Origin of the sequence: Kitasatospora sp. NPDC056273 (assembly GCF_042268845.1) — a bacterium.
In the GTDB taxonomy this organism is placed as follows: domain Bacteria; phylum Actinomycetota; class Actinomycetes; order Streptomycetales; family Streptomycetaceae; genus Kitasatospora.
This window is the reverse complement of record NZ_JBHJSJ010000017.1, coordinates 65,527-89,956: the sequence shown is the minus strand read 5'-3', so window position 1 is coordinate 89,956 and position 24,430 is coordinate 65,527. Positions and strand designations below refer to the sequence as shown.

Annotated in this window: 24 protein-coding genes and 1 pseudogene; 10 read left to right on the top strand and 15 right to left on the bottom strand. The window is 74.1% G+C overall.

The annotated features are described in order from the left end of the window. Nucleotides 1-75: 75 nt before the first annotated feature. Nucleotides 76-1,572 (bottom strand): APC family permease, encoded by a 1,497-nt coding sequence (locus tag ACFCY1_RS17840; RefSeq protein ID WP_375875143.1) that lies wholly within the window; start codon nt 1,570-1,572, stop codon nt 76-78. Between the two features lie 97 nt (nt 1,573-1,669). Between ACFCY1_RS17840 and ACFCY1_RS17835 the strand changes: the two genes are divergently transcribed. Beyond that, a complete protein-coding gene (locus tag ACFCY1_RS17835; RefSeq protein WP_375875142.1) occupies nt 1,670-2,299 on the top strand; it encodes a TetR/AcrR family transcriptional regulator in 630 nt (209 codons plus the stop codon). A 161-nt stretch (nt 2,300-2,460) separates the two neighbouring features. Here the strand turns inward: ACFCY1_RS17835 and ACFCY1_RS17830 are convergent, their stop codons facing one another. Further along, nucleotides 2,461-3,141 (bottom strand): TetR/AcrR family transcriptional regulator, encoded by a 681-nt coding sequence (locus tag ACFCY1_RS17830; protein ID WP_375875141.1) that lies wholly within the window; start codon nt 3,139-3,141, stop codon nt 2,461-2,463. A gap of 99 nt (nt 3,142-3,240) precedes the next feature. Between ACFCY1_RS17830 and ACFCY1_RS17825 the strand changes: the two genes are divergently transcribed. From ACFCY1_RS17825 to ACFCY1_RS17805, 5 genes are all read left to right on the top strand, one after another. After that, the gene (locus tag ACFCY1_RS17825) at nt 3,241-4,206 is read left to right on the top strand and encodes an NAD(P)-dependent alcohol dehydrogenase (protein WP_117486312.1); all 966 of its coding nucleotides are present in this window, start codon (nt 3,241-3,243) and stop codon (nt 4,204-4,206) included. 1,074 nt (nt 4,207-5,280) lie between these two features. Then, nucleotides 5,281-6,573 (top strand): molybdopterin-dependent oxidoreductase, encoded by a 1,293-nt coding sequence (locus ACFCY1_RS17820; protein WP_375875184.1) that lies wholly within the window; start codon nt 5,281-5,283, stop codon nt 6,571-6,573. Further along, nucleotides 6,570-7,082 carry a hypothetical protein gene (locus tag ACFCY1_RS17815; protein ID WP_375875140.1) on the top strand — a complete coding sequence of 171 codons (513 nt, stop codon included), beginning with the start codon at nt 6,570-6,572 and terminating at the stop codon, nt 7,080-7,082. The genes ACFCY1_RS17820 and ACFCY1_RS17815 overlap by 4 nt, the downstream gene beginning before the upstream one ends. Nucleotides 7,083-7,168: 86 nt before the next feature. Beyond that, nucleotides 7,169-8,026: an S-methyl-5'-thioadenosine phosphorylase gene (locus ACFCY1_RS17810; RefSeq protein WP_375875139.1), complete on the top strand. Its 858-nt coding sequence runs from the start codon at nt 7,169-7,171 to the stop codon at nt 8,024-8,026. 62 nt (nt 8,027-8,088) lie between these two features. After that, on the top strand, nt 8,089-9,426 hold the full coding sequence (locus ACFCY1_RS17805) for a glycosyltransferase 87 family protein (protein WP_375875138.1): 1,338 nt from the start codon (nt 8,089-8,091) through the stop codon (nt 9,424-9,426). 114 nt (nt 9,427-9,540) lie between these two features. On the opposite strand, the gene ACFCY1_RS17800 is transcribed toward ACFCY1_RS17805, so the two are convergent. From ACFCY1_RS17800 to ACFCY1_RS17790, 3 genes and pseudogenes are all read right to left on the bottom strand, one after another. Continuing rightward, nucleotides 9,541-10,212: a methyltransferase domain-containing protein gene (locus ACFCY1_RS17800; protein WP_049658826.1), complete on the bottom strand. Its 672-nt coding sequence runs from the start codon at nt 10,210-10,212 to the stop codon at nt 9,541-9,543. Beyond that, on the bottom strand, nt 10,209-10,667 hold the full coding sequence (locus tag ACFCY1_RS17795) for a DUF2064 domain-containing protein (protein WP_375875183.1): 459 nt from the start codon (nt 10,665-10,667) through the stop codon (nt 10,209-10,211). Before ACFCY1_RS17795 ends, ACFCY1_RS17800 begins: the two co-directional genes overlap by 4 nt. A 168-nt stretch (nt 10,668-10,835) precedes the next feature. Then, nucleotides 10,836-11,558, bottom strand: a pseudogene (locus ACFCY1_RS17790) (glycosyltransferase family 2 protein); the annotation flags it as partial. 209 nt (nt 11,559-11,767) lie between these two features. On the opposite strand from ACFCY1_RS17790, the gene ACFCY1_RS17785 reads away from it, so the two are divergent. Beyond that, nucleotides 11,768-12,541 carry a response regulator transcription factor gene (locus tag ACFCY1_RS17785; RefSeq protein ID WP_375875137.1) on the top strand — a complete coding sequence of 258 codons (774 nt, stop codon included), beginning with the start codon at nt 11,768-11,770 and terminating at the stop codon, nt 12,539-12,541. Continuing rightward, nucleotides 12,538-13,695, top strand: a complete 1,158-nt coding sequence (locus ACFCY1_RS17780; RefSeq protein WP_117486306.1) for a sensor histidine kinase KdpD — start codon at nt 12,538-12,540, stop codon at nt 13,693-13,695. The genes ACFCY1_RS17785 and ACFCY1_RS17780 overlap by 4 nt, the downstream gene beginning before the upstream one ends. A 2-nt stretch (nt 13,696-13,697) precedes the next feature. Here ACFCY1_RS17780 and ACFCY1_RS17775 read toward each other — a convergent pair whose 3' ends face one another. The 4 genes from ACFCY1_RS17775 to ACFCY1_RS17760 all read right to left on the bottom strand — a co-directional run bounded on the left by ACFCY1_RS17775 (nt 13,698) and on the right by ACFCY1_RS17760 (nt 17,519). After that, on the bottom strand, nt 13,698-14,753 hold the full coding sequence (locus tag ACFCY1_RS17775) for an NAD-dependent epimerase/dehydratase family protein (RefSeq protein ID WP_375875136.1): 1,056 nt from the start codon (nt 14,751-14,753) through the stop codon (nt 13,698-13,700). Nucleotides 14,754-14,806: 53 nt separating this feature from the next. After that, the gene (locus tag ACFCY1_RS17770; RefSeq protein WP_375875135.1) at nt 14,807-16,288 is read right to left on the bottom strand and encodes a flavin-containing monooxygenase; all 1,482 of its coding nucleotides are present in this window, start codon (nt 16,286-16,288) and stop codon (nt 14,807-14,809) included. A gap of 260 nt (nt 16,289-16,548) precedes the next feature. Continuing rightward, nucleotides 16,549-16,968 carry a RidA family protein gene (locus ACFCY1_RS17765; RefSeq protein ID WP_375875134.1) on the bottom strand — a complete coding sequence of 140 codons (420 nt, stop codon included), beginning with the start codon at nt 16,966-16,968 and terminating at the stop codon, nt 16,549-16,551. A 44-nt stretch (nt 16,969-17,012) separates the two neighbouring features. Beyond that, nucleotides 17,013-17,519 (bottom strand): cupin domain-containing protein, encoded by a 507-nt coding sequence (locus ACFCY1_RS17760; protein WP_375875133.1) that lies wholly within the window; start codon nt 17,517-17,519, stop codon nt 17,013-17,015. A gap of 85 nt (nt 17,520-17,604) precedes the next feature. Between ACFCY1_RS17760 and ACFCY1_RS17755 the strand changes: the two genes are divergently transcribed. Beyond that, nucleotides 17,605-18,108, top strand: coding sequence for a MarR family winged helix-turn-helix transcriptional regulator (locus tag ACFCY1_RS17755; protein ID WP_375875132.1), 504 nt, complete (start codon nt 17,605-17,607; stop codon nt 18,106-18,108). A 325-nt stretch (nt 18,109-18,433) separates the two neighbouring features. Here ACFCY1_RS17755 and ACFCY1_RS17750 read toward each other — a convergent pair whose 3' ends face one another. The 6 genes from ACFCY1_RS17750 to ACFCY1_RS17725 all read right to left on the bottom strand — a co-directional run bounded on the left by ACFCY1_RS17750 (nt 18,434) and on the right by ACFCY1_RS17725 (nt 22,939). Beyond that, nucleotides 18,434-18,979, bottom strand: a complete 546-nt coding sequence (locus tag ACFCY1_RS17750) for an EF-hand domain-containing protein (protein WP_375875131.1) — start codon at nt 18,977-18,979, stop codon at nt 18,434-18,436. Nucleotides 18,980-19,122: 143 nt separating this feature from the next. Next, nucleotides 19,123-19,644 carry a pyridoxamine 5'-phosphate oxidase family protein gene (locus ACFCY1_RS17745; protein ID WP_375875130.1) on the bottom strand — a complete coding sequence of 174 codons (522 nt, stop codon included), beginning with the start codon at nt 19,642-19,644 and terminating at the stop codon, nt 19,123-19,125. After that, nucleotides 19,641-20,009, bottom strand: coding sequence for a hypothetical protein (locus ACFCY1_RS17740; RefSeq protein ID WP_049650457.1), 369 nt, complete (start codon nt 20,007-20,009; stop codon nt 19,641-19,643). The genes ACFCY1_RS17745 and ACFCY1_RS17740 overlap by 4 nt, the downstream gene beginning before the upstream one ends. A 29-nt stretch (nt 20,010-20,038) precedes the next feature. Then, nucleotides 20,039-21,244 carry a GNAT family N-acetyltransferase gene (locus ACFCY1_RS17735; RefSeq protein ID WP_375875129.1) on the bottom strand — a complete coding sequence of 402 codons (1,206 nt, stop codon included), beginning with the start codon at nt 21,242-21,244 and terminating at the stop codon, nt 20,039-20,041. Nucleotides 21,245-21,289: 45 nt separating this feature from the next. After that, on the bottom strand, nt 21,290-22,027 hold the full coding sequence (locus ACFCY1_RS17730) for a class I SAM-dependent methyltransferase (RefSeq protein ID WP_375875128.1): 738 nt from the start codon (nt 22,025-22,027) through the stop codon (nt 21,290-21,292). A gap of 78 nt (nt 22,028-22,105) precedes the next feature. Next, on the bottom strand, nt 22,106-22,939 hold the full coding sequence (locus tag ACFCY1_RS17725; RefSeq protein WP_375875127.1) for a hypothetical protein: 834 nt from the start codon (nt 22,937-22,939) through the stop codon (nt 22,106-22,108). A gap of 162 nt (nt 22,940-23,101) precedes the next feature. Between ACFCY1_RS17725 and ACFCY1_RS17720 the strand changes: the two genes are divergently transcribed. Beyond that, nucleotides 23,102-24,187, top strand: coding sequence for a hypothetical protein (locus ACFCY1_RS17720; protein WP_159028388.1), 1,086 nt, complete (start codon nt 23,102-23,104; stop codon nt 24,185-24,187). Nucleotides 24,188-24,430 lie beyond the last annotated feature (243 nt).

Below are 24,430 nucleotides of genomic sequence, written 5' to 3'. Positions count from 1 at the left end.
GACGTGACCCCGCCCGGGGGATGGGATGCAGCTTCGCACGCGTCGGCCGAGCGGTGCCGCCCGGGCCGACGCCGGCTACAGGACGGCGGGGGCGAGTTCGGCGGTGTGCGGGTGCTCCTGGTCGGTGTCGGTCATGCGGCGGTCGGGGCGGCGCGCCAGCAGGTAGGCGAGGCCGGCGAGGGTGACGGTGCCGACGCCGAGCGGCGCCGCCCAGATCTGGTACCAGGGTGCTCCGGCCGGGGCGAGGATGGCGCGCGGCCAGCAGATGTTGACCAGCTCGAAGCCGGTCCACAGCACCGCGAGGACGTTGAGCGGGGTGCCGAGGCGTCCGTAGCCGACCGCTCCGGCGGGCGTCCAGGTGCCGCGCAGGCGGGCGACGAGGGCGACGAGGGCGAGGATGAAGAACGGCACGAAGATGGCGGCGCTGCCGAAGGTGATCAGGCTGCCGATGGCCGAGGTGTTCAGGCCGAGCACCAGCGCGGCGCAGCTGACCGCCGTGGCGGCGACGAGGCCGCCGATCGGTGCCTTGTGCCGGTTGACCCTGCGGACGTGGCGGGAGAAGGGGAAGACGTCGTCGCGGGCGAGGGAGTAGAGGCCGCGGGCGGCGCCGCCCTGGGAGGCCATCAGGCAGGCCGTGAAGCTGATCAGGACGACGAGGACGAAGGGCTTCTCGGCCCAGCCGCCGAAGGCGTGGGTGACGGCGGTGGTGACCGGGTCGAGGTCCTTGACCGCGACGACGTCGGCGGGGTCGGGGTGGGCGAGTTCGACGGAGACCGCGTTGAGGATGACGACGAGTCCGACGCTGAGCAGCGACCACCACAACGCCCTGGGGACCTGTCGGGCGGCGTCCTTGGTCTCCTCGGCGGTCGACACGCAGGCGTCGAAGCCCATGAAGGCCCAGCCGGCGACGGCCACGGCGGCGAGCAGGGCACCGGTGTCGCTGATGCCCAGCCCCTTCGGCGCGTTCAGGAAGTCGGTGAGCAGGGAGAGGCCGTGCTGCCGGAAGACCAGCAGCAGGGTGAGGCCGACCAGGACGGAGGCGACGGCTTCGGCGGCGATGCCCAGGCCGACGAACCAGCGCAGGAAGTTGATGCCGTAGGCGTTGACCAGGGTGCAGCAGAGGATGAAGCCGGCCGAGACGAGGACCTGTTCGGCGGGCGTCGGGACGGTGCCGAAGAGCGCGAAGAGCCAGGGCGAGGCGAGGTAGGCGACGGTGGTGTTGCCGAACATCACGGCGAACTGCCACATCCAGCCGCTCAGCCAGGCGACAGCCGGTCTCGCCAGGCGTCTGCTCCACTGGTAGGCGCCGCCGGCCAGCGGCCACTGCGAGGCGAGCTCGGAGTAGACGGCGACGACCAGGCACTGCCCGAGCAGGCACAGCGGCAGCGCCCAGACCCAGGCCCCGCCCGCGACGCTCATGCCGACCTGCACGGCGGCGTACAGCCCCACGACCGGGGAGACGACGGCGAAGCCCATGGAGATGTTTCCGAGCACGGTCAGGCTGCGCCGCAGCTCCTGCTGGTAGCCGAGCGTGGCCAGCCGGTCGGCATCGGTCGGGGTGGTCTCGGCCACGGGCTGCGCCTTCCAGATAAAACTAACTTTGTTAGCAACCGCTGTTGATCTGGCACGATAGCCTCCGGACACGGGGAGCGGAAGAGGGGATTTTTCTGTGGGCCGACCGAGCAGGGCAGTGCTGACCCGCGAGCGGATCGCGCTCGCCGCGCTCCAGGTGGTGGACGAGGACGGCCCCGACGGCCTGACCATGCGGGCGCTGGCGGAGCGGCTCGGGGTCAAGGCGGCCTCGCTCTACAACCACATCCAGAGCAAGGACGAGCTGGTCGACGCGGTCTCCGGGCTGGTCAACGACGAGATCGACCACACACCGCTGGGTGATTCCGACTGGCGGGCCGGCCTCGCGGCGTACGCGCGCGGCTACCGCGCGGTCTTCCTGAGGCACCCGAACGCCATCGCCCTGCTCGCCCGCCGCCGCGTCGAAGCGGCCAGCGCGCTGCGCGGCTACAACGGGCTGCTCGCCCTCCTCGGCCGGGCCGGCCTCGGCCCCGCGGACGCGGCGGAGGTCGCCGCGGCGGTGGACTACCTGGTACTCGGCTCCGCGGTGGAGACCTTCGCGGCCGGCTTCACCCGGGCACCGGCCGAGTACCGGCCGGAGTACCCGGCGCTCGCGGACGCCCTGGACAGCTCCTTCGCCCGCGGCGGCGGCGCGACGGGCCTCGACGACCGCGGGTTCGAGCTGGGGCTCGGTCTGCTGCTCGACGGCGTGCAGCGTCGGACCCCGTAGGGCCGGGGTGGCTCGTCGCTCCCCACAGGAGGGGACTGAGGCTCGTCGTTCCCGACACCAGCGTGAGGGCACCGGCCCCGAGCGCCCCGCAACCGGACGGATGGACGGGACGTCGGCGGAGTCGTCGGACTGGCGTGCCCTGCGGCAGGTGCCGTCTCGTGTCAGCCCCTGGGGTGCCGCTGCCGCTGCGAACTGTCCGTCGGCATCGGGAGGTTGCGCAGTGTCAGCGCGGCCGGCGGAGGCAGCGGTCCGTTGGCCGCGTCGGCGCGGAACGACTGGAGCAGGTAGGCCACCAGGCGCCGGGACGCCGCACCGTCGTCCGGCAGGGCGGTCACCAGGGCGCAGTGTGCCAGCAGGACCACGGTGAGGTCGGAGGGGTGGAAATCGGCCCGCAGCGAGCCCGAGGCCTGGGCCCTGCGCACCAGGGTCGTGAGGTCCCGCTCGGCTCGTCGCCGGGACGGCGCGTGCTCCGGCGTGCTGTCCGGGAAGGCCGTGACGAACGCGGCCGGGAAGCCGCGTTCCTCCCGTTGCAGGGCGCAGACCGTCTCGACCAGCTGCTGGAAGCCCTGCCACGGGTCGGGGGCGGCCAGCGCCTCGGTGAGCGCCCGCGAGCAGGTCTCCATCTGCCGCGCGAACGCGCCCCGCACCAGGGCGTCCCGGGTCGGGAAGTGCCGGTACAGCGTCGCCACGCCGACCCCGGCCCGACGGGCCACGGTCGCCATCGGGGCGTCGATCCCGTGCTCCGCGAAGACCGCACGGGCGGCGACGAGGACGCGCTCCCGGTTGCGCCGGGCGTCCGCCCGCACCCCGTCCCGGGCTGTGATCCGAGAGGATTCCGCCATCACTGTCTCTCGCTTCCGGTCGAAACGGACGATTGCGTCCACTTGAGAGCCTACGGTCGCTGCCAGATCCCTGCGGCCCCCGGCGGCAAAGGCGGAACGATGGACGACCACATGATGAAGGCAGTGCTCTACGACCGCTACGGCGGCCCCGACGTGCTCTACACGGGCCGCGTGCCGCGCCCCGAGCCGGCCCGCGGCGAGGTCCTCGTGAAGGTGCGCGCGTTCAGCGTCAACGGCGGCGAACTGGCCGTCCGGGCCGGCCGTCTCCGCCTCCTGAGCGGCCGGACGTTCCCCAAGCGCGTCGGCCTGGACTTCACCGGCGAGGTCGCCGCACCGGGAGCCGGAGTCACCCGGTTGGCGGCCGGCGACCGGGTCTGGGGAGTCCTGGGCCGCACCTCCGGGTTCGGCAGCGCCGCCGAGTACGTCACCGTGCCCGCCGAGCGGGTCGGCCGGCTCCCCGACGGCCTCGACCCGGTGGACGCCGCCGCGCTGCCCGTGGCCACCGCCGTCATCACCGCCCTGCGGGACAAGGCCGGGCTGCGCCCCGGCGAACGACTGCTCGTCCGGGGCGCGGCCGGCGGTGTCGGCAACGCCGCCGTCCAGCTCGGACGGGCGTACGGCGCCGAGGTCACGGCCCTCGCCCGCGCGGCGAGCCTCGACTTCGTCCGCGGGCTCGGCGCGCACCGGGCCGTCGACCATCGGACCGTGCGCTCGGCCGAGTTGGGCCGCTTCGACGTGGTCCTGGACGCCGTGGGGACCGACCTGCGGGTCTTCCGGCGCCTGCTGACCCCCGGCGGGCGCATGGTCGCCCTCGCCTTCGACGCGAAACGGCCCGCCGCGACGTTCGGCTACGTCGCGGCCAGCACGGTCCACGGACACCGCCGGGTCCGCTTCTTCAGCGGTGACCCCAAGCGGGCGGACTTCGACGACCTCGCCCGCCACGTGGCCGAGGGCAAGCTGCGCCCCGCGGTGGACACGGTCTTCCCCCTGGAGGAGACGGCAGCGGCACACCGGGCGCTGGAGGCGGGCGGCGTCCGGGGCAAGTACGTGGTCAGGGTCGCGTAGGAGCCGGTGGAGGCGCTGGTCCCAGTCACCCGTACGGGTTCGTGCGGCCCCGTCCGAGCAACGGTTTCATCCGGCTGACCAGGGGTTGTACGACCAGTACGTCCGCGTTCGGCGCAATCGTGGTTCGGGGCCGGTCGGCGGCGTCAGGCTGCGCCTCGTTCTTGATCGCGGCAGTGTCGGAGGCCCGGGGCTGTCGCCGCGCGTGGCGGTCCGCCGCCGGTCGTCATCGCCCCGCCCGCCGCCGTCGCCGGCCGCCTACGGCCGGAGCCAAGACCGGGCTCCACCGCCACCCCGACAGCGTCATGGTCGTCCTGAGTACCTTCCGACGCCGCATGACCGAGGAGGCGACACCGTGGTCGAGGTCGAGCGGACACGGGCACCTGAGGCGAACCGGCTGCCGGCCCGGACCCACGTCGGCGAGAACATCGGAACGACGGACACCCATGTCATCTTCGTCGAACTCGAATGACCGGCTGCCTGGTGGGTGCCGCGTTCGCGCGAGCCTTGAAGAAGCCGATCAGTACGCGGCTCAGGAGTTCCGGCTGTTCCTCCGACAGAAAGTGGCCGGCGTTGGGGATCTCGACGAACCGGATGTCGGTCGCGAGGCCTTCGTTCGAGGCGCGGGACAGCGGCCGTCCGCCCGTGACCGTGGCGCTCCGCGACCGGTGCCGGCGCGGGGGTTCGGACGGCCGAGTCACGGTGCCACGGCAGAGGATGATCTGACATGTAGTCAAATCCATTGGGTGAGACGTCGGATGCTTCCTCGATGGCCGACGGCGACCTGAAATTCCGTAATAAGTTGATTGCTGCTTCATGGGTGATCTGCGGCATACGGTCGTGTCAGCGCGGCCAACCCGCCTCCGCACGCACCCGCGAAGGAGCGCCACCCTGAACGCCCACGACGACGCCGACGGACCCCACCGCCCGCAACCCGGACCCGAGCGGGAGCCCGGGCCGGCCCCGGCACCGCAGCCCTCCGCGGGCAGGCCGGCCGCCGGACCTCCGCCACCGCTCCCGCAGCCCGAGCAGCCCCACGCGCCGACACCCACAGCCCCCAAGCCCAGGGGATCCCGCCTGCGTGCCGCGCCCGCCGTAGGCCCCCCGCCCGGGCCCGCACGCCCGGAGTTCTGGCGCAGCCCCTTGCGCGGCCCCTGGCTCACCTCGGTGTTCGGCCTGGTGCTGCTGCCCGGGATCACGGTGGTGTTCGTGACCGGGCTGCTGTCCTACGCCGCCTACAACCCCGACCTCGCCGCCGTCAACGACCAGACCCCGGACAAGGGCTGGCTCGGCTTCTACCTCTTCTCCTGGCCGACCAGCCCCAGCTGGCTGTACCGGTTGAACCAGGGGATCCACGTGACCCTCGGCATCGTGCTGGTCCCGGTGCTGCTGGCCAAGCTCTGGTCGGTCATCCCCAAGCTCTTCGCCTGGCCGCCGCTCCGCTCGCCGGCCCAGGCGGTCGAGCGCCTGTCGCTGCTGCTCCTGGTCGGCGGCGCGCTGTTCGAGTTCGCCACCGGCGTCCTCAACATCCAGCTGCACTACATCTTTCCCGGCTCCTTCTACACCCTGCACTACTACGGTGCCTGGGTCTTCATCGGCGCCTTCGTCGTCCACGTGGTGTTCCGCGTCCCGGTCATGGTCCGGGCGCTGCGCAGCCGGCGCCTGCGCACCGAACTGCGCACCGGCGCCGCCGACACGCTGCCCGAGCCGCCCGACGACACCGGTCTGGTCTCCCCGCGCCCCGCCCCCGCGACCCTCTCCCGGCGCGGAGCCCTCGCGCTGGCCGGTGCGGGCTCCCTCGCGCTGTTCGCGGTGACGGTCGGTCAGAGCATCGGCGGATGGTGGCGCAGGACCGCGCTGCTCGCCCCGCACGGCCAGGAGCCCGGCGAGGGCCCGAACGGTTTCCAGATCAACAAGACCGCCGCCGCCGTCGGCATCCGCCCCGCCGACATCGGCCCCGACTGGCGCCTGACCGTCCGCGGCCCCGGCCGCGAAACCGTCCTCACCCTGGACCAGCTGAGGAGCCTGCCGCAGACCACCGCGGCCCTGCCCATCGCCTGCGTCGAGGGATGGTCCACCCCCGACCAGGAGTGGACCGGCGTCCGGCTGACCGAGCTGGCCGCGCTCGTCGGCCTGACCGACAGCCCACCGGACGTCTTCGTGGAATCCGTCGAACGCGGCGGGTCCTTCTCCTCCACCGTCCTGCGCGACAACCAGGTCCGCGACGCCCGCTCCCTGCTGGCCCTGCGCGTCAACGGAGCCGACCTCTCGCCCGACCACGGCTACCCGGCCCGGATCATCGTTCCCGCCAACCCCGGTGTCCACAACACCAAATGGGTCACCCGCCTCACCTTCGGAGCCACCGGATGAAGCGCCGCAGCGGCTTCCGCGAGCGCTACGGCGCGTCCCCCCTGCACCTGCTCCTCCTCCTGTGTTCCTTCGCCCTGGCCCTGTACGCCGGGATCCGCCTCCTCAAGGGCGATCCGCTCGGCGTCGCGATCTGGTTCGTCGGGGCCGCACTGCTCCACGACCTGGTCCTGCTGCCGCTCTACACGCTCACCGACCGGGCCGCCCAGGCCCTGACGGGTGTCCGCCAGGCTCCCGCGGGCGGTACGCACCGGATGCCGGCGGTCAACTACGTCCGCGTCCCCGCGTTCCTCTCGCTGCTGCTGCTGGTCGTCTGGTACCCGCTCGTCCTGCGTCGCGTCCCCGGGTACCGCTCCGCCACCGGCCTGGACCCGGACGTCTTCCTCGGGCGCTGGCTGCTGCTGACCGCGGCGTTCTTCGCCGTCTCGGCGCTCTGCCTGCTCGCCGCGACCGCCCGGCGGGGACGGTCGCACAAGCCCCGCCGCGAGCCGGCGGCGCGGGGACGTTCGTGATCCGTAAGGCATGGTGCCCCGGTTCCGGCCCGGTCCGTTCCTAGAGTTGGCCGGGAGGCTGTTCCCGAGAAGAGAGGTGGACCGGGATGACGGTCGACCAGGACGTCCCGCCGAGCGCCGAGGTGGGCGTCATCGGTGGCTCCGGGCTCTACGAGCTGCTGGACGACGTGACCGAGGTACGGGTGGACACCCCGTACGGCGAACCGAGCGACGCGGTGTTCGTGGGAGAGGCGGCCGGCCGCCGGGTCGCGTTCCTGCCCCGGCACGGGCGCGGCCACCGGCTTCCCCCGCACCGGATCAACTACCGCGCCAACCTGTGGGCACTGCACACGCTGGGTGTGCGGCAGGTGGTCGCACCGTGCGCGGTGGGCGGGCTGCGCCCGGAGTACGGGCCGGGCACGCTGCTGGTGCCCGACCAGTTCGCGGACCGGACCTCGGGGCGCCCGCAGACCTTCTACGACGGCCTGCCGCTGCCGGACGGCACGGTGCCGGAGGTGGTGCACGTGTCCATGGCCGACCCGTACTGCCCGGCGGGGCGGAAGGCGGCACTGGACGCCGCCCGGGAGGCGGCCTGGGAGCCCGTCGACGGCGGAACGCTGGTGGTGATCGAGGGCCCGCGCTTCTCCACCCGCGCCGAGTCCCGCTGGTTCACCGCCAACGGCTGGTCGGTGGTCGGCATGACGGGACATCCGGAGGCCGTCCTCGCCCGTGAACTCGGGCTCTGCTACGCCTCGCTGGCCCTGGTCACGGATCTCGACGCCGGGGTGGAGAGCGGCGCGGGCGTCACCCACGGCGAGGTGCTGAAGGAGTTCGCCCGCAACGTCGACCGGCTGCGCACCGTGCTGTTCAAGGCGGTGGAACGGCTGCCGCTGGTGCGCGAGTGCCCCTGCCCGCACGCCCTGGACGGTCTCACGACCGGTCTTCCGGGGGTCCCCGGCGTCTGACGCCCCATCCCGGCGAGGGAACGCCGGGGCCGCGAGACTTCATCACCGGGAGGTTGGGCAGGATGATCGACCGTACCGTTCCGTCCTGCGCGCTCGCGCTCGCGGCCCTGGTCAGCGCTCTGGCGCTGACCGTCACCGACGGCGGCTCCGTGCCGCTCGCCGTCTGGTACGTCCTCGACACGGCCCTCTTCGCGGTCGCGGTGGTGCTGCTGCGCGGGGTGCCCGGCCGGCTGGTCGCACCGCTGGTCCTGGTCGGTGCCGTGGCCGTCGCCGCCGTCGGGCTGCTGGCCCCACCCCGCACCAGCGACGACGCCTACCGCTACGTCTGGGACGGCCGGGTCCAGGCGGCCGGGATCTCGCCCTACGCCCACACCCCGGACGATCCGGCGCTGGCCCGGTTGCGTGACCCGGGGCTCTTCCCGGTCGGTGACGGCTGCACGGGCTGGGACGAGCGGCGCACCACGGCCGGGGACTGCACCCGGATCAACCGGCCGGCCGTGCACACCATCTATCCGCCGGTGGCACAGGTCTGGTTCGTCGTCGTGCACCCGTTCGGCGGCGGGGTCCGCGGGGTGCAGGCCGGCGGTGCGGTGCTGGCGGTGGCGACGACCGCCCTGCTGCTGAGAGTGGGGCGGGAGCGGTGGCGGGCCGCGTTGTGGGGGTGGTTCCCCGGCGTGGCCGTGTGGGCGGTCAACGACGCGCACGTGGACACGCTCGGAGCCCTGCTGACGGTCGCCGGACTCGGCTGCGCGGCGCGGGGGAGGGCCGTGCGAGGGGGGCTCCTCCTCGGCGGCGCGGTCGCGACCAAGCTGCTGCCGGCCCTCGTCCTCCCCGGCGCGCTGGCGGGCCTGTCGGCCCGGCGCCCTTCCCGGAAGGACGTCCTGCTGGTCGGATCCGCGCTCGGCGCCTTCGCCCTGTCCTACCTCCCGTACGTCGTGGCCTCGGGCACCTCGGTCCTGGGCTACCTGCCGGGCTACCTGAAGGAGGAGGGCTACGAGCAGGGGCACATCGACCGGTTCGGGCTGCTGCGGCTGGTGCTGTCCGACCGCCTCGCGCCGTGGGCGGCGGCGTTCGTCCTGGCGGCCGTGGCGGTCCGGGTCCTCCGCCGGGGCGACCGGAGTGAGCCGTGGGCCGGCGCGCTCCTGGTGACGGGCACGGCGCTGCTGCTGGTCGCGCCCTCCTACCCCTGGTACGGGCTCCTGGTGGTCGCGCTGGTGGCGCTCGACGGCCGCTGGGAGTGGCTGGCCGTCCCGGCCGCCGGGCAGGCGCTCTACCTGGTGCAGGGCCCGGTGGCGCAGCAGTTCGCCTACGGCACGGCCCTGTGCGTCGTCCTCCTGGTCCCGCTGCTGCGCCAGCGCCGTACGGGGCGGGTCGCCGCCGTGGCGGGGGCCGGGAACTGACGGAGTCCGACGGGGTCTGACGGAGCGGCTCGGGTCGGATCGTGAGTGCGGGTGAACTGGTCGAAGGGCGTAGGGCGAGAGAGGTCGGCCGACGGGTGGTGATGGCGGGCGCTCTCAGCGGGCGGGCGCGGTGCGGCGGCGCAGGGTGAGGAAGCGTCGGCCGTGGGAGGTCCAGCGTTCCGCTTCGACGAGCCCGGCGCCGTGGGCCCGGCGTGCGGCGGCCCTGGCGCCGAGGCGTGCCCAGGCGAAGGGCGGGCCGAGCCGGCCGTCCGGGCCCTCGACCCGGACGGTGACGCGTTCGTCGACCTCGCGCGGCTCGACCTCCACCAGCAACAGCCCGTCCGGCGCGATGAGTTCGGCCGCACGCCGTAGCAGGGCCTCCGGGTTCCCGCCGATGCCGAGGTTGCCGTCCGCCAGCAGGGCCGCACCCCAGCGGCCCTCGGCGGGGAGCCGGTCGAACACCGACCGGCAGAGGGCCGCGCCGCCGAGGCCCAGGGTGCGGGCGACGGCCGCCGGGGTGACGTCGACGCCGAGGGCCGGGACGCCCACGGCGAGGAGCGCGGCGACGAGCCGGCCGGGTCCGCAGCCGAGGTCCACGACCGGCGCGGACAGGTGGAAGCAGCGCATCAGGAGGCTGTGATCGCCGCCGGCGGCCGGTGCGCACCAGCGTTCGATGTCGAGCGGGATCCGGCGTCCGTCGTCGCCGCGCAGCCACAGCGGACCGCGTCCGGTGCGGACGGCGTCGGCGAACGGGTCGTCGATCCATGCCGTCGAGGTGCCGGTCAACCCGCCACCTCGGGGACGGTGCGGAACGAGCGCAGGCGGGCGGTGAACCGGCTCCGCGGTGTCTGGGAGGCGACCAGCAGGGCGTCCTCGACGGTGTCCACGTCGGTGGCTTCCGGCAGGGTGCGCACCGTCAGGCCGGCCGCCCCGAGCCGGTCGAGGAGCACCCGCCCCGTGTCCGGGGTCGACATCGGAACCCCCAGGAGGAGCCGTTGGGCGAGGTCCTCGGTGGGCCGGGCCAGGCCGAGGGCCCAGAAGCCGCCGTCGGTCGCGGGCCCGTACCAGGCGTCGGCCCCGGCCCGGCCCGCCGGCGAGAGCGGCTCGGCCAGGGTGGCCGCGCTGAGCTGCGGGGTGTCCATGCCGACCAGCAGCGCGGGCGCGTGCGGGGCCAGCCGGGCCGCGTGGCCGAAGGCCGCCGCCAGCCGGGCGTCCAGTCCGCCGCCGCTCTGCGGAAGCACCTGCCACCCGGGCGGCAGCCAGCGGCCCGGTTCGCCGTCCAGGATCAGCAGGCGCCGCCCGGCCGGCACGGTGGCCAGGGTGTGCAGGGTGTCGGAGAGCGCGGCCTCGGCCAGCGCCGCCGCCTGCTGGGGCGTGCAGGCCGGGGTGAGCCGGGTCTTCACCCGGCCGGGTACGGGCGACTTGGCGATGACCAGCAGGGTGGGCGGCGGGGCGGCGAGCACGGCCCGCATGTCCCGGATCGCCTGCCAGGTGCCGCGCACCGTGCCGGTGACCTTCGAACGGCCCGCGCGCGGCAGGTAGTCGACGGAGGTCTCGGTGATCCGCATGCCGGCGGCCGAGGCGGCGAGCACCATCTCCAGCGGGTATCCGGAGCGGCGGTCGCCCAGACCGAGCGCCAGCAGGCGTTCCCGTCGGGCGGCCCGCATCGGGCCCAGGTCGTGCAGCGGGGCGCCGGTGCGGGCCCGCAGCCGGCGGGCCAGCACGGTGTTGGCGAGCCGTGCGTGCACGGGCCAGGCGCCCGTGCTCACCGGCCGGCGGCGGCCGAGGACGAGGTCCGCCGTGCCGTCGGCCACCGGAGCGGTGACCCGGGGGAGTTGGGCGGGGTCGAGCGAGCCGTCGCAGTCCAGGAAGCAGACCAGCTCGGCGGTGGCGGCGAGGAGCCCGGCGTGGCAGGCGGCGCCGAACCCGCGCCGGGACTCCTCGACCACGGTCGCTCCGAGCGATCGGGCGAGTTCGGCCGAGCCGTCCCGCGAACCGTTGTCCACGACGATGGCCCGCCAGCCGGGCGGGATGCGCCCGAGCACCCAGGGCAGCGCCTCGGCCTCGTCGAGGCAGGGCAGGACGACATCGACACCGGACGAACGAGGGGTAGCGGAGGTCACGTCGGCCACGCTAAGGGCGGGTCGGCCCGGGACGGTGGTGCCGCAGCCTTACGGAAGCCGAACGTCGCGCCGACGGCCCACCGGTGAGCCGTCGGGGGCCGCACCGGTGCGGACCGGTGTGCGGACGGGTGTGCGGACGGGGCCCAGGATCTTACGGAGGTCGAACGGGGGGACGGCGGCGGCGTCCGCACCGGCGTCCGGCGCCTATTCTCGGCGGGGTGAACGAGCCCTCCGCCAACGTGCCCTCCGCCATCGCCGGGCCGTCGGCCGCCGGCCGCATCCTGGTGATCGACGACGACCCGACCGTGGCCGAGGTCGTCGCCGGCTACCTCACCCGGGCCGGCCACCACGTCGACCACGCCGCCGACGGTCCGCGGGGGCTCGCCCTCGCCCGGGCCCACCAGCCCGACCTCGTGGTCCTGGACCTGATGCTCCCGGGCATCGACGGCCTGGAGGTGCTGCGGCGGCTGCGCGGCCAGGCCGCCGGCGGGGAGCTGCCGGTCGTGCTGCTCACCGCCAGGAGTGACGAGGACGACCGCGTCCTCGGCCTGGAGCTGGGCGCCGACGACTACGTCACCAAGCCGTTCAGTCCACGCGAACTCGTCCTGCGGGTCCAGTCGGTGCTGCGGCGCTCGCGCGTGGCGGCACCCGCGGCGGGCGCCCCGGCCGGGCCCGTCCGCTCCGGGGACATCACCGTCGACGGGCCGGCCCGTCGCGCTCACCGTTCCGGGAGGGAACTGTCCCTGACCGCACGGGAGTTCGACCTGCTGGCCTTCCTCCTGCGGTTCCCCGGGACGGTGTTCTCCCGCCAGGAGCTGATGGCCCGCGTCTGGGGCTGGGACTTCGGCGACCTCTCCACCGTCACCGTCCACGTGCGGCGCCTGCGCGAGAAGATCGAGGACGATCCCGCCGCCCCCCGGATGATCAGCACGGTGTGGGGCGTCGGCTACCGCTACGACCCGGTGCCCGGTGCCGGGGAGGACCGCGGGTGAAGGACCTGCTGCTGATCGCCCTGTTCGCCGCGCTCGGCGCCGGCGGAGCGGGCCTGCTCGGCTGGCCGGCCGTCCGGCTGCTGCGCAGGCGCTCGATGGCGCTCTCGCTGTTCTGCGTCGCCGTCGTCACCGTGCTCGCGGTCGTCTCCGGCACCTTCGCCGTCGCGCAGGCCATGTTCCTCTCCGCCCACGACCTCGGTGTCGTGATAACGGTGCTCGCCATGGCCGCCGTCGTGTCCCTGGGCACCGCCGCCCTGCTGGGCCGACAGGTGGTCGCCGGCAGCCGGGCCCTGACCGCGGCCGCCCGGACCGTCGGCAGCGACACCGGCTTCACCGCGCCCGTCCACCCGCTGGGCCGCGAACTGGCCCAGCTGAGCGAGGAACTGTCCGCCACCAGCGCCCGGCTCGCCGAATCCCGGGGCCGCGAACAGGCCCTCGAACAGTCCCGGCGGGAGCTGGTCGCCTGGATCTCCCACGACCTGCGCACCCCGCTGGCCGGGCTGCGGGCGATGGCCGAGGCGCTGGAGGACGGCGTCGCCGAGGAGCCGGACCGCTACCTCCGGCGGATCCGCACCGAGGTCGAGCGGCTCACCGGGATGGTGGACGACCTCTTCGAACTCTCCCGCATCCAGGCCGGAACGCTCGCCCTCTCGCTCTCCCGGGTCTCCGTCTACGACCTGGTCGACGACGCGCTGGCCGGTGCCCACGCGCTGGCCCGGCAGCGCGGCGTCCGGCTCGAAGGCCGGCAGGTGGAGCCCGAACCGGTCGAGGTCGACAGCCGCGAGATCACCCGGGTCCTGGGCAACCTGCTGGTCAACGCGATCCGCTCGACCCCTCAGGACGGCGTGGTCACGGTCTCCGCGCGGCGGGAGGCGGACGAGGTGCTGCTCTCGGTCACCGACGGCTGCGGGGGCATCCCCGCCCAGGACCTGACCCGGGTCTTCGAGACCGGCTGGCGTGGCACCGCGGCCCGCACGCCCAGGCCGGCCGATCCCGGCGGGCGGTCCGACCGGCCCGAGGCCGGCGGCAGCGGTGCCGGCCTGGGCCTCGCCATCGTCCGCGGCATCGTCGAGGCCCACGCCGGGCGGGCCCGCGTCCACAACGTGGCGGGCGGCTGCTGCTTCGAGATCGCCCTGCCGTCCGCCCGGAGCTGACCTCAGACCCGCAGCGGTGCGGCGGCGAACTCCGCCAGGCCCCGGTCGAACGGGACGCGCGGCAGCCAGGCCAGTTCGGCGCGCAGCCGGTTCGAGTCGGCGGTGACGTGCCGTACGTCGCCGAGCCGGTACTCGCCGGTCACCGTCGGCGCCGGACCGCCGTGGGCCGCGGCCAGCGCGGCCGCCATCTCACCGATGGTGCGCACCTCGCCGCTGCCCACGTTGTACGCCCGGACGCTGCCCGGCGGCCGGTCGCCCACGGCCGTCAGTGCCGCGAGGTTGGCGGCGGCGACGTCCTCGACGTGGACGAAGTCCCGGCGCTGGCGGCCGTCCTCGAAGACCCGGGGCGCCTCGCCGCGGGCGAGGGCCGAGCGGAACAGCGACGCCACCCCCGCGTACGGGGTGTCGCGCGGCATCCCGGGGCCGTACACGTTGTGGTAACGCAGCGTCAGTACTGTTCCGCCGCAGGCGCGTGCCCAGGCGGCGGAGAGGTGTTCCTGCGCGAGCTTGGTCACCGCGTAGACGCTGCGCGGGTCGGCGGGTGCGCTCTCCGCGACCAGGCCCGGCCGCAGGGGAGCGCCGCAGACCGGGCACGGCGGCTCGAACCGTCCGGCGTCCAGGTCGGCGGGCCGCCGCGGCCCCGGTGCCACCTCGCCGTGCTCCGCGCAGTGGTAGCGCCCCTCCCCGTAGACCACCATGGATCCGGCCAGGACCAGCCGTCGGACGCCGGTCCGCGCCATCGCGGCGAGGACCACCGCCGTGCCGAGGTCGTTGCAGCCGACGTACCGCGGTGCGTCCTGGAGGTCCAGTCCCAGGCCGACCATCGCCGCCTGGTGGCAGACCGCGTCCACCCCGGCGAGCGCCTCCTCGACGGTCGCCGCGTCCCGGACGTCCCCGCGCCGGAAGTCGACACCCGCGGGCAGCGCGGGCGGGTTCCCGGTCGGATGGACCGCGGGCAGCAGGGCGTCCAGGACGCGCACGTGATGCCCGGCCGCGACCAGGGCGCGCACCACGGACGCGCCGATGAAGCCGGCACCGCCGGTGACCAGGATTCTCATGCCGCCGACGCTAGCGTCCGACCGGGCCCGCGGCCGGTCGACACGGGGCGGCGTCACGGACCGGTAAGACGCGCACTCCCGGGCCCGCCGAAGGCCAGGACGCCGTCCTCGATCGGGTCGGACAGCAGGACCTTCCGGTCGTGGTGGTAGTCCATCACCATCCGCCACGGGAACTCGCGCCCCTGGCGCGGCATGACGTCCTTCGCCCGCCGGATGTAGCCCGAGGTCAGCTCGTCGACCACGCCCTCGTCGGTCGCGTTGGCCCCGTGGTCGACGGGCACGGCGACGGTGCGGCCGGTGGCGTCCAGGTGCCTGAGCAGGCGCACCAGGTAGGCGGCGGCGAGGTCGACCTTCAGGGTCCACGAGGCGTTGGTGTAGCCGAAGACCCAGGCCAGGTTGGGGATGCCCTCGAGCATGACGCTCTTGTAGGTGCAGACGTCGTGCAGGTCGCGCGGTTCGCCGTCGACGCTGATCGTGGCGCCGCCGAAGGCCTGGAGGTTCAGGCCGGTGGCGGTGACGACGACGTCCGCGGCGAGTTCCCGGCCGGAGGCGAGCCTGATGCCGGTGGGGGTGAAGGTCTCGACGGTGTCGGTCACGACGTTGGCGCGGCCCTCCCGGAGCACCCGGAAGAGGTCGCCGTCGGGGACGGCGCACAGCCGCTCGTCCCACGGGTCGTAGGCCGGGCTGAAGTTGGTCATGTCGATGCGCGGGCCGACCGCCCGGCGCACCCCGGCCAGCAGCATCCGGCGCGTCGCGCGGGGGAAGCGCCGGGCGGTCCGGAAGAGGGCGCGCTGCAGGCCGATGTTGCGTCGGCGGGTCATCCTGGCGACCAGCGGACCGGGCAGGAACCGCTGCTGCCAGGTGGTGATCCGGTCGATCGAGGGCACCGAGAGGACGTACGAGGGCGAGCGCTGGAGCATCGTCACATGGGCCGCCCTGTCGGCCAGCGCCGGGACGAGCGTGACGGCGGTCGCGCCGCTGCCGATCACGACGACCCGCTTCCCGGTGTGGTCGAAGTCCCGCGGCCAGTGCTGCGGGTGGATCCGCACGCCCTCGAACCGCTCGGCGCCGGGGAACTCGGGCAGGTGGCCCCGGTCGTAGTCGTAGTAGCCGGTGCAGGTGACGAGGAAGGAGCAGACCCAGGTCTCCCGCTCGCCGGTCGCCTCCCGCAGCGCGGTCACCGTCCACCGCTGGTGCTCGCTCGACCAGTCGGCGGCCAGCACCCGCAGTCCGTGGTGGATCGCCTTGTCCACGCCGTACTCGCGGGCGGTGGCGGTCACATAGTCGCGGATCGACTCGCCGTCGGCGAGCACCCTGGTCCCGTTCCAGGGGCGGAACCGGTAGCCGAAGGAGAACATGTCGGAGTCCGAGCGGACGCCCGGGTAGCGGAACAGGTCCCAGGTGCCGCCGATGCCGGCCCGGCGCTCCAGGATCGCGAAGTCACGGCCGGGGAGGTCCCGGCGCAGGCGGCAGGCGACGCCGATGCCGGCGACTCCGGCGCCGATGACGAGGACGTCGGTGCGGTGTGTGGTCATGGGTCCACTGTCGTGGTTCGCGGGGCGGCCGTATCGTCTTTTCCCGACAAGCTTTTGGCATTGTGCGACAGGGGCGGGCGACGGGCAGCCTCATCCGGGCCACCTCGGTCCGTCGCCGGCTCCGCGACCTGCGCGCAGGACGGTTCCACCGGCGGCGGCCCGGGCCGTGTGGGCGGTCCGTGTCGGCTCGAACGCGATGGTACGGCGGGCGGTACGGCGAGGGGTCCCACCGGCGGGTGGGACCCCTGCGGGTGGGTGGGTCAGCCCGTTGCCTCCGCCGTCGGCCGGACGGCGACCGCGTCGATCTCGAAGAGCATCCCGGGCAGGGCGAGCGAGGCGACTCCGCTGAGTGTCTGCGCGGGCAGTCGGTCGCCCCAGGCCGCGGCGAGGGCTTTGCCGAGGACGGCGAGCTTCTGCGGGTCGTGGTCGACGATGTACGAGCCGAGGCGGACCACGTGCTCGAAGCCGAGGCCGACTCCGGCGAGTGCGGTGCGCAGGTTGGCGAGGGCGAGTTCCACCTGGGCGGTGAAGTCGCCGGGCGCGACCTGGCCGTGGGCGTCGGAGGCGTACTGGCCGCCGATGAACACCGGTTCGCCGGGTGCGGAGGCGGCGTGGCTGTAGCCGAACGGCGTGGGGTCGTGCAGGTCGGGCGGGTTGGTGATGGTGCGGGTGTCGGTCACGGGGGTCTTCTCCTGGTGTCGGGTCGGGCTCGTTGCCGGGCGCTCTACGGCTGGGACCGGGCGGCTTCGTCCCGGGCGTCGCGCCAACTCGGCGACTCCAGGAAGTGGTTGTCGAAGAGGTCCTGCTTGGCGAGCAGTTCCTCGACCGTCGCCTCGCCCGCGCGGATCCGCTCCAGCAGGCGGAAGTAGTCGAAGCGCTCCACGCCGGGGGTGATCACTATCAGCAGGTCCGCCCCGGAGTCCGGCGCGGCCGCGAAGGCGTGCGGCAGGTGGGGCGGTACCACCACGAGGTCGCCGCTGCGGGCGGTGACGACCTCGTTCCCGACGAGCACCTGGGCCGAGCCGTCGACGACGAAGAACAGCTCCGAGGAGCCCCCGTGGTAGTGCGGGGTGGCGCCGTCCTTGCCGCGCCCCAGCGTGACGCGCAGGGTGCTCAGGGCGCCGCCGGTGGCGCTGGAGTCCGCCAGCAGCCGCCCTGTGCCGCCGAGCATCGAGACGGTCTCGGCTTCGTCGCCCCGCACGACCACGGCTTCCGGTCCGATCAACGTCATTGGTCTCTCCCCACGGTGGGCACTCCGATAGTTCCTTGGCTGATAGTACTACGTCTAACTATCTCCCATCGAATAACATGTCCCCATGGATCACGTGGACGTCATGCTCGACCAGTGGGGCCGGGAGCGCCCGGACCTCGACCTGGCGGCGGTCGGCACCGTCGGCCGCCTCGGCCGCTTCGCGCTGCTCGCGGGCCGGGTCGTCGAAGAGGTGTTCAAGCAACACGGCCTCCAGCGCGGCGAGTTCGACGTTCTCGCCACCCTGCGCCGCTCCGGCGCGCCGTACGAACTGATGCCCTCCGAACTCGCCGCGCTGCTGCTGATGTCGCGGGCCGGCATGACCAGCCGGATCGACCGGCTGGAATCGGCGGGCCTGGTGGAACGCCGCACCGACCCGGCGGACCGGCGCAGCGTCCGCATTGCCCTCACCGCGGCCGGACGCGCCCTCGTGGACGCCGCCTTCACCGACCACGCGGCCAACGAGACCGCGCTGCTCGCCGCCCTCTCGGGCGAGGAACGGGCCACCCTGGACGGGCTCCTGCGCAAACTGCTCGCCGGCGTCGAGGGCACGGAGACCCCGGCACCCTGACGCCCCCCCGCCCGACGCCCCCGCCCGAGGTCCAACCACCCGAGGTCCAGCCACCCGCGACCGCTCCGGAACGCCGTCGGCCGCCGTACAAGGGGAGCGCGTACGGCGGCCGACACCCGGTGCGGTGTGCCTGCCGCAGCTCCTGCGGCTGATGCGCCCGGAGACCCTGTGCCACGAGTAGCGGCGCGGGACCGGATCCGGTCGCGGGGCCGGAACTGGTGAAACCGGCGGGCCGTACCCGTTCCTGACACCGGGTCGGCCCGTGTCGGCTCTCATCAGCCGATCCAGCTGGGAGCCGCCGGCGCACGCTGCCGCGCGCCGGCCGTCAGCCGATCGGTCCGAGGAGGAAGTTGCCCGGCGCGGTGGGGTCGTCGCTGAGGTAGAACTCGATGATCGCCTTGCGGAACTCGTCGAGGCTGATCACCCCGTTCCCGTCCCGGTCCAGCCGTGGGAACGCCTGCTCGGAGTGCACGCGGGGCACGCCCAGCTGCTCGTACATGTGGACGTACTCCTCCTTGCTGAGGACGCCGTCGCCGTTGGTGTCGTAGGCGTTCAGCAGGGCGTCGGCGATCGCCAGCACCGTGCCCTCGAAGTGCGCGGGCGTGGTCACGTCGGCCTTCATGACGGTGAGGAACTCCTGGCGCGAGACCTGTCCGTCGCCGTCGGTGTCCCCGTGCTCCAGCAGGAGGTCCCACCAGCGCGCGAAGGCGTCGTGCAGGGCCCGGATGGTGGCCTGGTCGTCCCTGGTCGCGGTCCGGGCGAACACGTCGGCGGTGCCGCGCAGGTCCTCCTGGGACAGCTGTCCGTCCCCGTTCAGGTCGAACCAGTCGAACAGGGTGTTGAACTTCTTGCTCTTCACGGCCGACGTCATGTGGTCCTCGATTCCCTGGCCGCGCGGGCGGCGTGCGGCGGCATGCGGCGAACGGTAGAGGGGGCGCTCCGGGGGACGCCCCCGCAACGCGGGGAAGCCACCGTCGCGGGTGACGGCGGGAGAGCGGCGGTGCGCCAGGTGGCTCAGCCCGGCCCGGTGAGGGCGTGGAGGGGGACCTCGACGCGCTGGTCGTGCTTGTCGACGAGCCAGCGGTCGATGTCCAACAGCCACCAGCGGTCGACCTCGACAGTGTAGAAGCGGCGGGGGCCCGAACCCCGGAAGTCGGATGCGGGCAGGAGCCATTCGCTCCGCACGGCGGGATCGGGGAAGTTCAACTCGTAGTAGAGCCGGTGGTGTTCCGCCACGCCCTGGTCGTCGGTGGCGCGGCAGGTGCCGGTGAACTGGGCCCCGTCCAGGCCGAGTCCGGGCAGGCCGGTCAGGTAGAGCGAGCCCGCGACGCGGGGGTGGTAGCCGATGTTGCGGGAGTGCAGGGCGGTGCGCAGCGAGTAGTAGAGCAGCCGCAAGGGGGCGCCGGGAGCGCGCAGCGGCACGAAGTTGACGGTGGAGGCCCACGGTTCGGTGCCGTCGGTGGTGGCCAGGGTCATGAACCGGGCGTGGGTGAGCAGGTGCCCGCTGCGGCGCAGGAGTTCGTCGGTGCCGGTCACGGGGTGCGTCCCGGTGCGGGGGTGCGGTCGAAGCCGAGGGGGACCGGGGGGTCGCTGAGCAGGGTGGCGTCCAGCAGGGTCCACCAGCGGGTCTGTTCGGTGCGGCGGTGTTCCCAGGCCGGGTCGCGGCCGCGGTCGGCGACCTGGCGGCGGTAGCGGCCCCAGCCGGCTTCGTCGGCGAAGCTGACGGTGTGTTCGATGGTGTGGACGTGGGCGCCGACGGTGCGTACCGCCCACCGGGTGCGCAGGACGGTGTCGAGTCCGTCGTAGTACCAGGACTCGCGGGCGCGGACCCACTCCCAGAAAGCGTGCGGGTCCGTCTCCGCGTCCGGCGTGGGCTGGATCAGGTAGACCAGGTGCAGCACGGCGGGTCTCCTTCCGATGTCGGCGGCGGTCAGCCGGAGGCGGGAGCGTCGGGGCCGTCCTGGGCCCAGTCGTTCCACTCGGGTGCCAGGGCCCAGGGGCGGGCGGCGCACCGGCCGGTCCAGAGCCGGGCGGTGTGGGCGTTGTGCCGGGCCGCCGTCCGCGGGTCGCAGAACCGCCCGTGCAGGGGCAGGACGACGGCGGCGAGTGGGGAGAGCACGGCGCCCTGCCGGATCTTGATCTGCCAGGCGGAGACGGCCAGGCGGTAGCGGTGGAAGCCGCCGGCGGCCGCGTAGTCGACGGGGGCCTGGTAGCAGAGCACGAAGTACTCGCTCCGGGGCTGGGCGGCGCGGTAGTCGAAGCCGAAGTAGCGGCCGTAGAGCCGGTCGTGGTGGGTGTAGCAGACGTTCACGGCGACGGGGCGGCCGTCGCGGACCGCGAAGCAGCCGACGGCCCGGTCCAGCACGCCCGTCGTGGCCTGGGCCGCGAAGGAGCGGAGCATCCAGGCGGGGTCGGTGGTTCCACCGTGCCGGGCTCGGGTCTGCGTCACCAGGGCCGCGGCCTGCCGGGCGACGTCCCCGTGGGCCAGGGGCCGCCACTCCACGGTCGTGCCGCCGCGCTCGCAGGCGCGGCGTTCGGCCCGGCGGTGGGTGCGGTCGGGCTGGCTCATCCGCGCCGACTGCTCGGCGTAGCCGCCGGCCGGGACGGCGACGTTGGCGTCCGCGTCGTGCAGCAGGACGACGGCCCGGGGGTGGATCCGGGTGAGCTCACGGGCGTCGCCGGCGGCCAGGTAGGGCAGGACCACGCCGTCGAGGCCGCGGTCGCGGGCCAGCCGCAGCGCCCCTTCCAGCAGGACTTCCAGGGCGCGGTCGCGGTCCTCGCCGCGGGTGCGGACCAGTTCGTTGTAGGTCGAGCGCCGGGCTCCCAGCCACAGCCATCGCGCGGACCGGGCGGCCGCCAGGTCCGGGAACAGCGTGGGCAGGTGGAACAGCCCGGGTTCGTCGTTCTCGCCGGGCCAGACGGACAGGGCGCCCAGCAGCCGGCCGCCGGAGGCGGCGGTGAGCGCGCCGGTGTCGCCGTGGGCGAGTTCGAGCGCGCGCACCCAGGCGCTGCTGTTGTAGAAGTTGTCCGGGCCGATCAGCCGGTCCCACCGCGCGGGGTCGACCGCCGCGGGGGACGGGGGGAATCCTGCCTCGATCGGGCCGGGGCGGCGGTGGTCCCGTGGTGTGGTCGCCATGGTGGTGTCTCTGGGATCGGGCTCCGGGGGTCGGGTTCTCCGGGATCAGGTCCTGGTGCAGCTGATGATCGCCGCGTGGGGGCAGGCGAGGTACGGCCGCCAGAAGTCCTCGCCGTGGCGGGCGGTTCCTTCCCCTGAGACCCGGAAGGCGGGCCAGGAGATCGAGGCGAAGCCCGTCTCGCGCAGGGCCCGTTCCAGGGTGGCCCGGCTCCAGTACCGTGCGGTGATCCGTTCGTCGTAGCGGCCGAAGCACAGTTCCAGCGTCACCCGCGAGGCGTCGTGGCGCGACTCGGTCTCCACCAGGCGCAGGCCGTAGCGCTCGTAGTAGGTGCGCTCGCCGTGGAAGTCCGGGTTCACGGGCAGGGCGACGAACCGGCCGCCCGGGCGCAGGGTCCGTGATGCCAGGGCGCACAGGGAGAGCAGTGCTCCGTAGTCCTCCGCGTACGGCAGGACGTACACGGCCAGGCACGCGTCGAAGGCGCCGTCCTCGACGAGGTCGCGGCGCTCGGTGTACTCGATGCCCAGCGGCTCGGCGCGTTCGGCCCGCCGCGCGACGTCGAGCATGCCGCCGGAGACGTCGTACCCGACCACCCGCGCCGCGCCGCGTCGCTTGAGCTCCCGGCTGTACAGGCCCGTACCGCACCCGATGTCCAGGACGCTGCGGCCGGTGACCGTGCCCAGTGCGGCGAACACGCTGAACGACTCCAGGTGTCGGCGCCAGGGCAGGAGGAACATCTCCTCGTACATGTCACCGAGGGTGTCGAACCGGTCCGCTCCGCCCATGCCTTCGATTGTCCGCCCGATCTCCGGGGCGTGCCCGGCCCGCTACCGCCGCGGGTCCCGAGACCGCCGCCGGCCTGGCTACCGCCCGCTCCCGGCCGTCGCCCGCCCGCGCAGGGAGACCCCGAAGCGGCTCCGGAGCCGGTGCACCTCCCACCACGCCACCGCGGTCACCGTCGCGGGCCCGCCGACCACGGCGGCCAGCTGGACGGCCGGCGGGCCGGGCGGCAGGCCGCCGAACACCAGCCCGATCAGGGTGAGTTCCCAGACCAGGACGCCGGTCAGGACGGGCGGGAACACCGGGTGCACCCGGTCCATGGTGAAGGCCGTGCGAACCACCGTCGGCGAGGCGAAGGCCACGAACATCAGCACCCAGATCGGCAACGCCAGGACCAGCAGGTTGAACAGCGGCCCGAGGAACAGCCCCTGGACCGACCCCTGCGCCTGACCGGCGAGCCACAGCAGCACCGGCACCGCCGCGCACGCGCCCAGGTACTGCGAAGCCATCAGGACCGCCGGCCGCACCTGGGCCCGCATGGCAGGGCGCGTGGCCGGCCCGGCGAGCCGGAACAGCACCCCGACCACCACGGGCGCGGTCACCAGCACCAGCAACGGGGTGACCGTCAGCCGGGTCTCGAACTGGTCGTCGAGCTGGTCCCAGTCGTCCGCCGTCCCGTACACGAGCAGCACCACGAGCGCCGCCCCGAGCGCCAGCCACCCCCGTATCCTCTGCACCCGCAGCACCACCTCGTCGGTGATCCCCCGGGGCCCGGGCACGATGAACACCCGTCGCGCCAGCCGCCGTGCCGACCTGGCCATCGGGTAGAGCGCCAGGAAGACCAGGAACGGCCACAGGCAGAACAGCAGCGGCACCAGGGCCCACCACCTGGCCACCCGCCGCGCGGGCGCCAGCAACTCCCGCAGGGTGGGTCACTCCTCGCCCCGGAACCGCTGCCACAGCGGGACTCCGGCCGGTCGCGGCCACTGGCGGGGATCCCGCGGGTAGGGGCTCCGTGGGAAAGAGCCCCGACCACCTACTTCAACGACCTGCGCGCCACCGCCGTCCTGCTGCGGCCAATGACCGCCACCCCGGACCAGAGCGACACCGCAGAGCCCCGGGGCGACGGACGCCTCCCGCAACACCCGGCCGACGCCGCCCGCACCCTCACCGCCGCCCACCGCCTCCTCGCCCTCGACACCGCTGAAGCCGAGTACAGGATCAGCGGCCTGCTGGCCGCCGTCCGCTGGTCACCCCACCGCTGGCAGTCCGTCCTCAACGGCACACGCGACGCCTCCCCGGCGATACGCCGCCTGGTGCACGAAGCCGACGGCCTTCCGCGACCCGCCCCGGCACCGCGCAGGCCGCAGCCCCCGATCCCGCCCACCCACCACGGGACCTTCAGCTGGCGCCACGTCCCCCAGCTCCTGCCCGCCCAGTGGATCCGGCAGCACTTCGACGTCCCCGCCGATCTCCACCACGTGCTCAGACGGGCCGTGCCCCTCCGCCTGGTCCAGATGACCGCCGGCGGATCGCAGAAACTCGCCGCCTCCCGCCTGGACCTGCCCTGGGCCACCGCCGGCTGGCTGCTGTTCGACGCCCGCCGCCGCCTCGCCACGGCAGGCGCCACCGACGAGGCCCAGGCTGGCCTGCGACGACTCGCCGCCCACCTCGACCATGACCCGAACCCGGTGGACTACCACTACCGCCGCGAGGCCCTCGCCCGCTGGACCCTCCCCCAGACCGACTGGAACCGCCTGGCCGAGCACCTGCCCGAGCGCACCTCCCGCCGCTTCGACGACGCCGTGCGCCGCGACATCGCCACCGTCCTGATCTGGGCGGACGTCACCCAGGGCCACCCCCACCGCGCCCCCGCTGTCCAGCGGGCCCGCGCCGCCTCCCACCCGGCCCGCAGCCCCCTGCAGACCGCGCTCTCGGAGCTCCTGTCCCAGCGGCGCGCGGGCCGGGCGTGGGACCTGCGGCCGATCGCCGATGCCCTCGACGCCTACGCACGCGACCTCGGCGACGCGATCCACCTGCTGCAGAGCAATGCACGCCTCGGATGCGGCCGCTTCCGGGGCCTCGTTCTCCCAGGTGGCGACGAGTTCGTCGACCGCAGCGGGTTGCGGCGGCCCGCGACATCGCCGCCCTCTCGACCACCATGACCGTCACCGGTCTGTCCCCCGACGGCGGTGCGCTCACCGCCGAGGCCTCCTGGGCGGGTACGTCGCCGGCCGCCGGCTCTTCGCGATCGACACCCCGCATCCCTCCCCCGGGACCCCGGCGACGCCGACAAGAGGGAGGCGACGAGAGTCTCCATGCCCGTTCGGGAGAACCTGGCCTGTTCAGCGCCCACCTGAACGTCACCGCGACTGTTCTATCGACAGGCTGCGGTGCCCGGCCGAGTG

Excerpts from the sequence above, each read along its gene's own strand:
- ACFCY1_RS17830 (WP_375875141.1), bottom strand. The coding sequence starts at position 3,141 with ATGGCGGAATCCTCTCGGATCACAGCCCGGGACGGGGTGCGGGCGGAC.
- ACFCY1_RS17825 (WP_117486312.1), top strand. The coding sequence starts at position 3,241 with ATGGACGACCACATGATGAAGGCAGTGCTCTACGACCGCTACGGCGGC.
- ACFCY1_RS17815 (WP_375875140.1), top strand. The coding sequence starts at position 6,570 with ATGAAGCGCCGCAGCGGCTTCCGCGAGCGCTACGGCGCGTCCCCCCTG.
- ACFCY1_RS17810 (WP_375875139.1), top strand. The coding sequence starts at position 7,169 with ATGACGGTCGACCAGGACGTCCCGCCGAGCGCCGAGGTGGGCGTCATC.
- ACFCY1_RS17805 (WP_375875138.1), top strand. The coding sequence starts at position 8,089 with ATGATCGACCGTACCGTTCCGTCCTGCGCGCTCGCGCTCGCGGCCCTG.
- ACFCY1_RS17775 (WP_375875136.1), bottom strand. The coding sequence starts at position 14,753 with ATGAGAATCCTGGTCACCGGCGGTGCCGGCTTCATCGGCGCGTCCGTG.
- ACFCY1_RS17770 (WP_375875135.1), bottom strand. The coding sequence starts at position 16,288 with ATGACCACACACCGCACCGACGTCCTCGTCATCGGCGCCGGAGTCGCC.
- ACFCY1_RS17760 (WP_375875133.1), bottom strand. The coding sequence starts at position 17,519 with ATGACGTTGATCGGACCGGAAGCCGTGGTCGTGCGGGGCGACGAAGCC.
- ACFCY1_RS17755 (WP_375875132.1), top strand. The coding sequence starts at position 17,605 with ATGGATCACGTGGACGTCATGCTCGACCAGTGGGGCCGGGAGCGCCCG.
- ACFCY1_RS17750 (WP_375875131.1), bottom strand. The coding sequence starts at position 18,979 with ATGACGTCGGCCGTGAAGAGCAAGAAGTTCAACACCCTGTTCGACTGG.
- ACFCY1_RS17735 (WP_375875129.1), bottom strand. The coding sequence starts at position 21,244 with ATGGCGACCACACCACGGGACCACCGCCGCCCCGGCCCGATCGAGGCA.
- ACFCY1_RS17730 (WP_375875128.1), bottom strand. The coding sequence starts at position 22,027 with ATGGGCGGAGCGGACCGGTTCGACACCCTCGGTGACATGTACGAGGAG.
- ACFCY1_RS17720 (WP_159028388.1), top strand. The coding sequence starts at position 23,102 with ATGACCGCCACCCCGGACCAGAGCGACACCGCAGAGCCCCGGGGCGAC.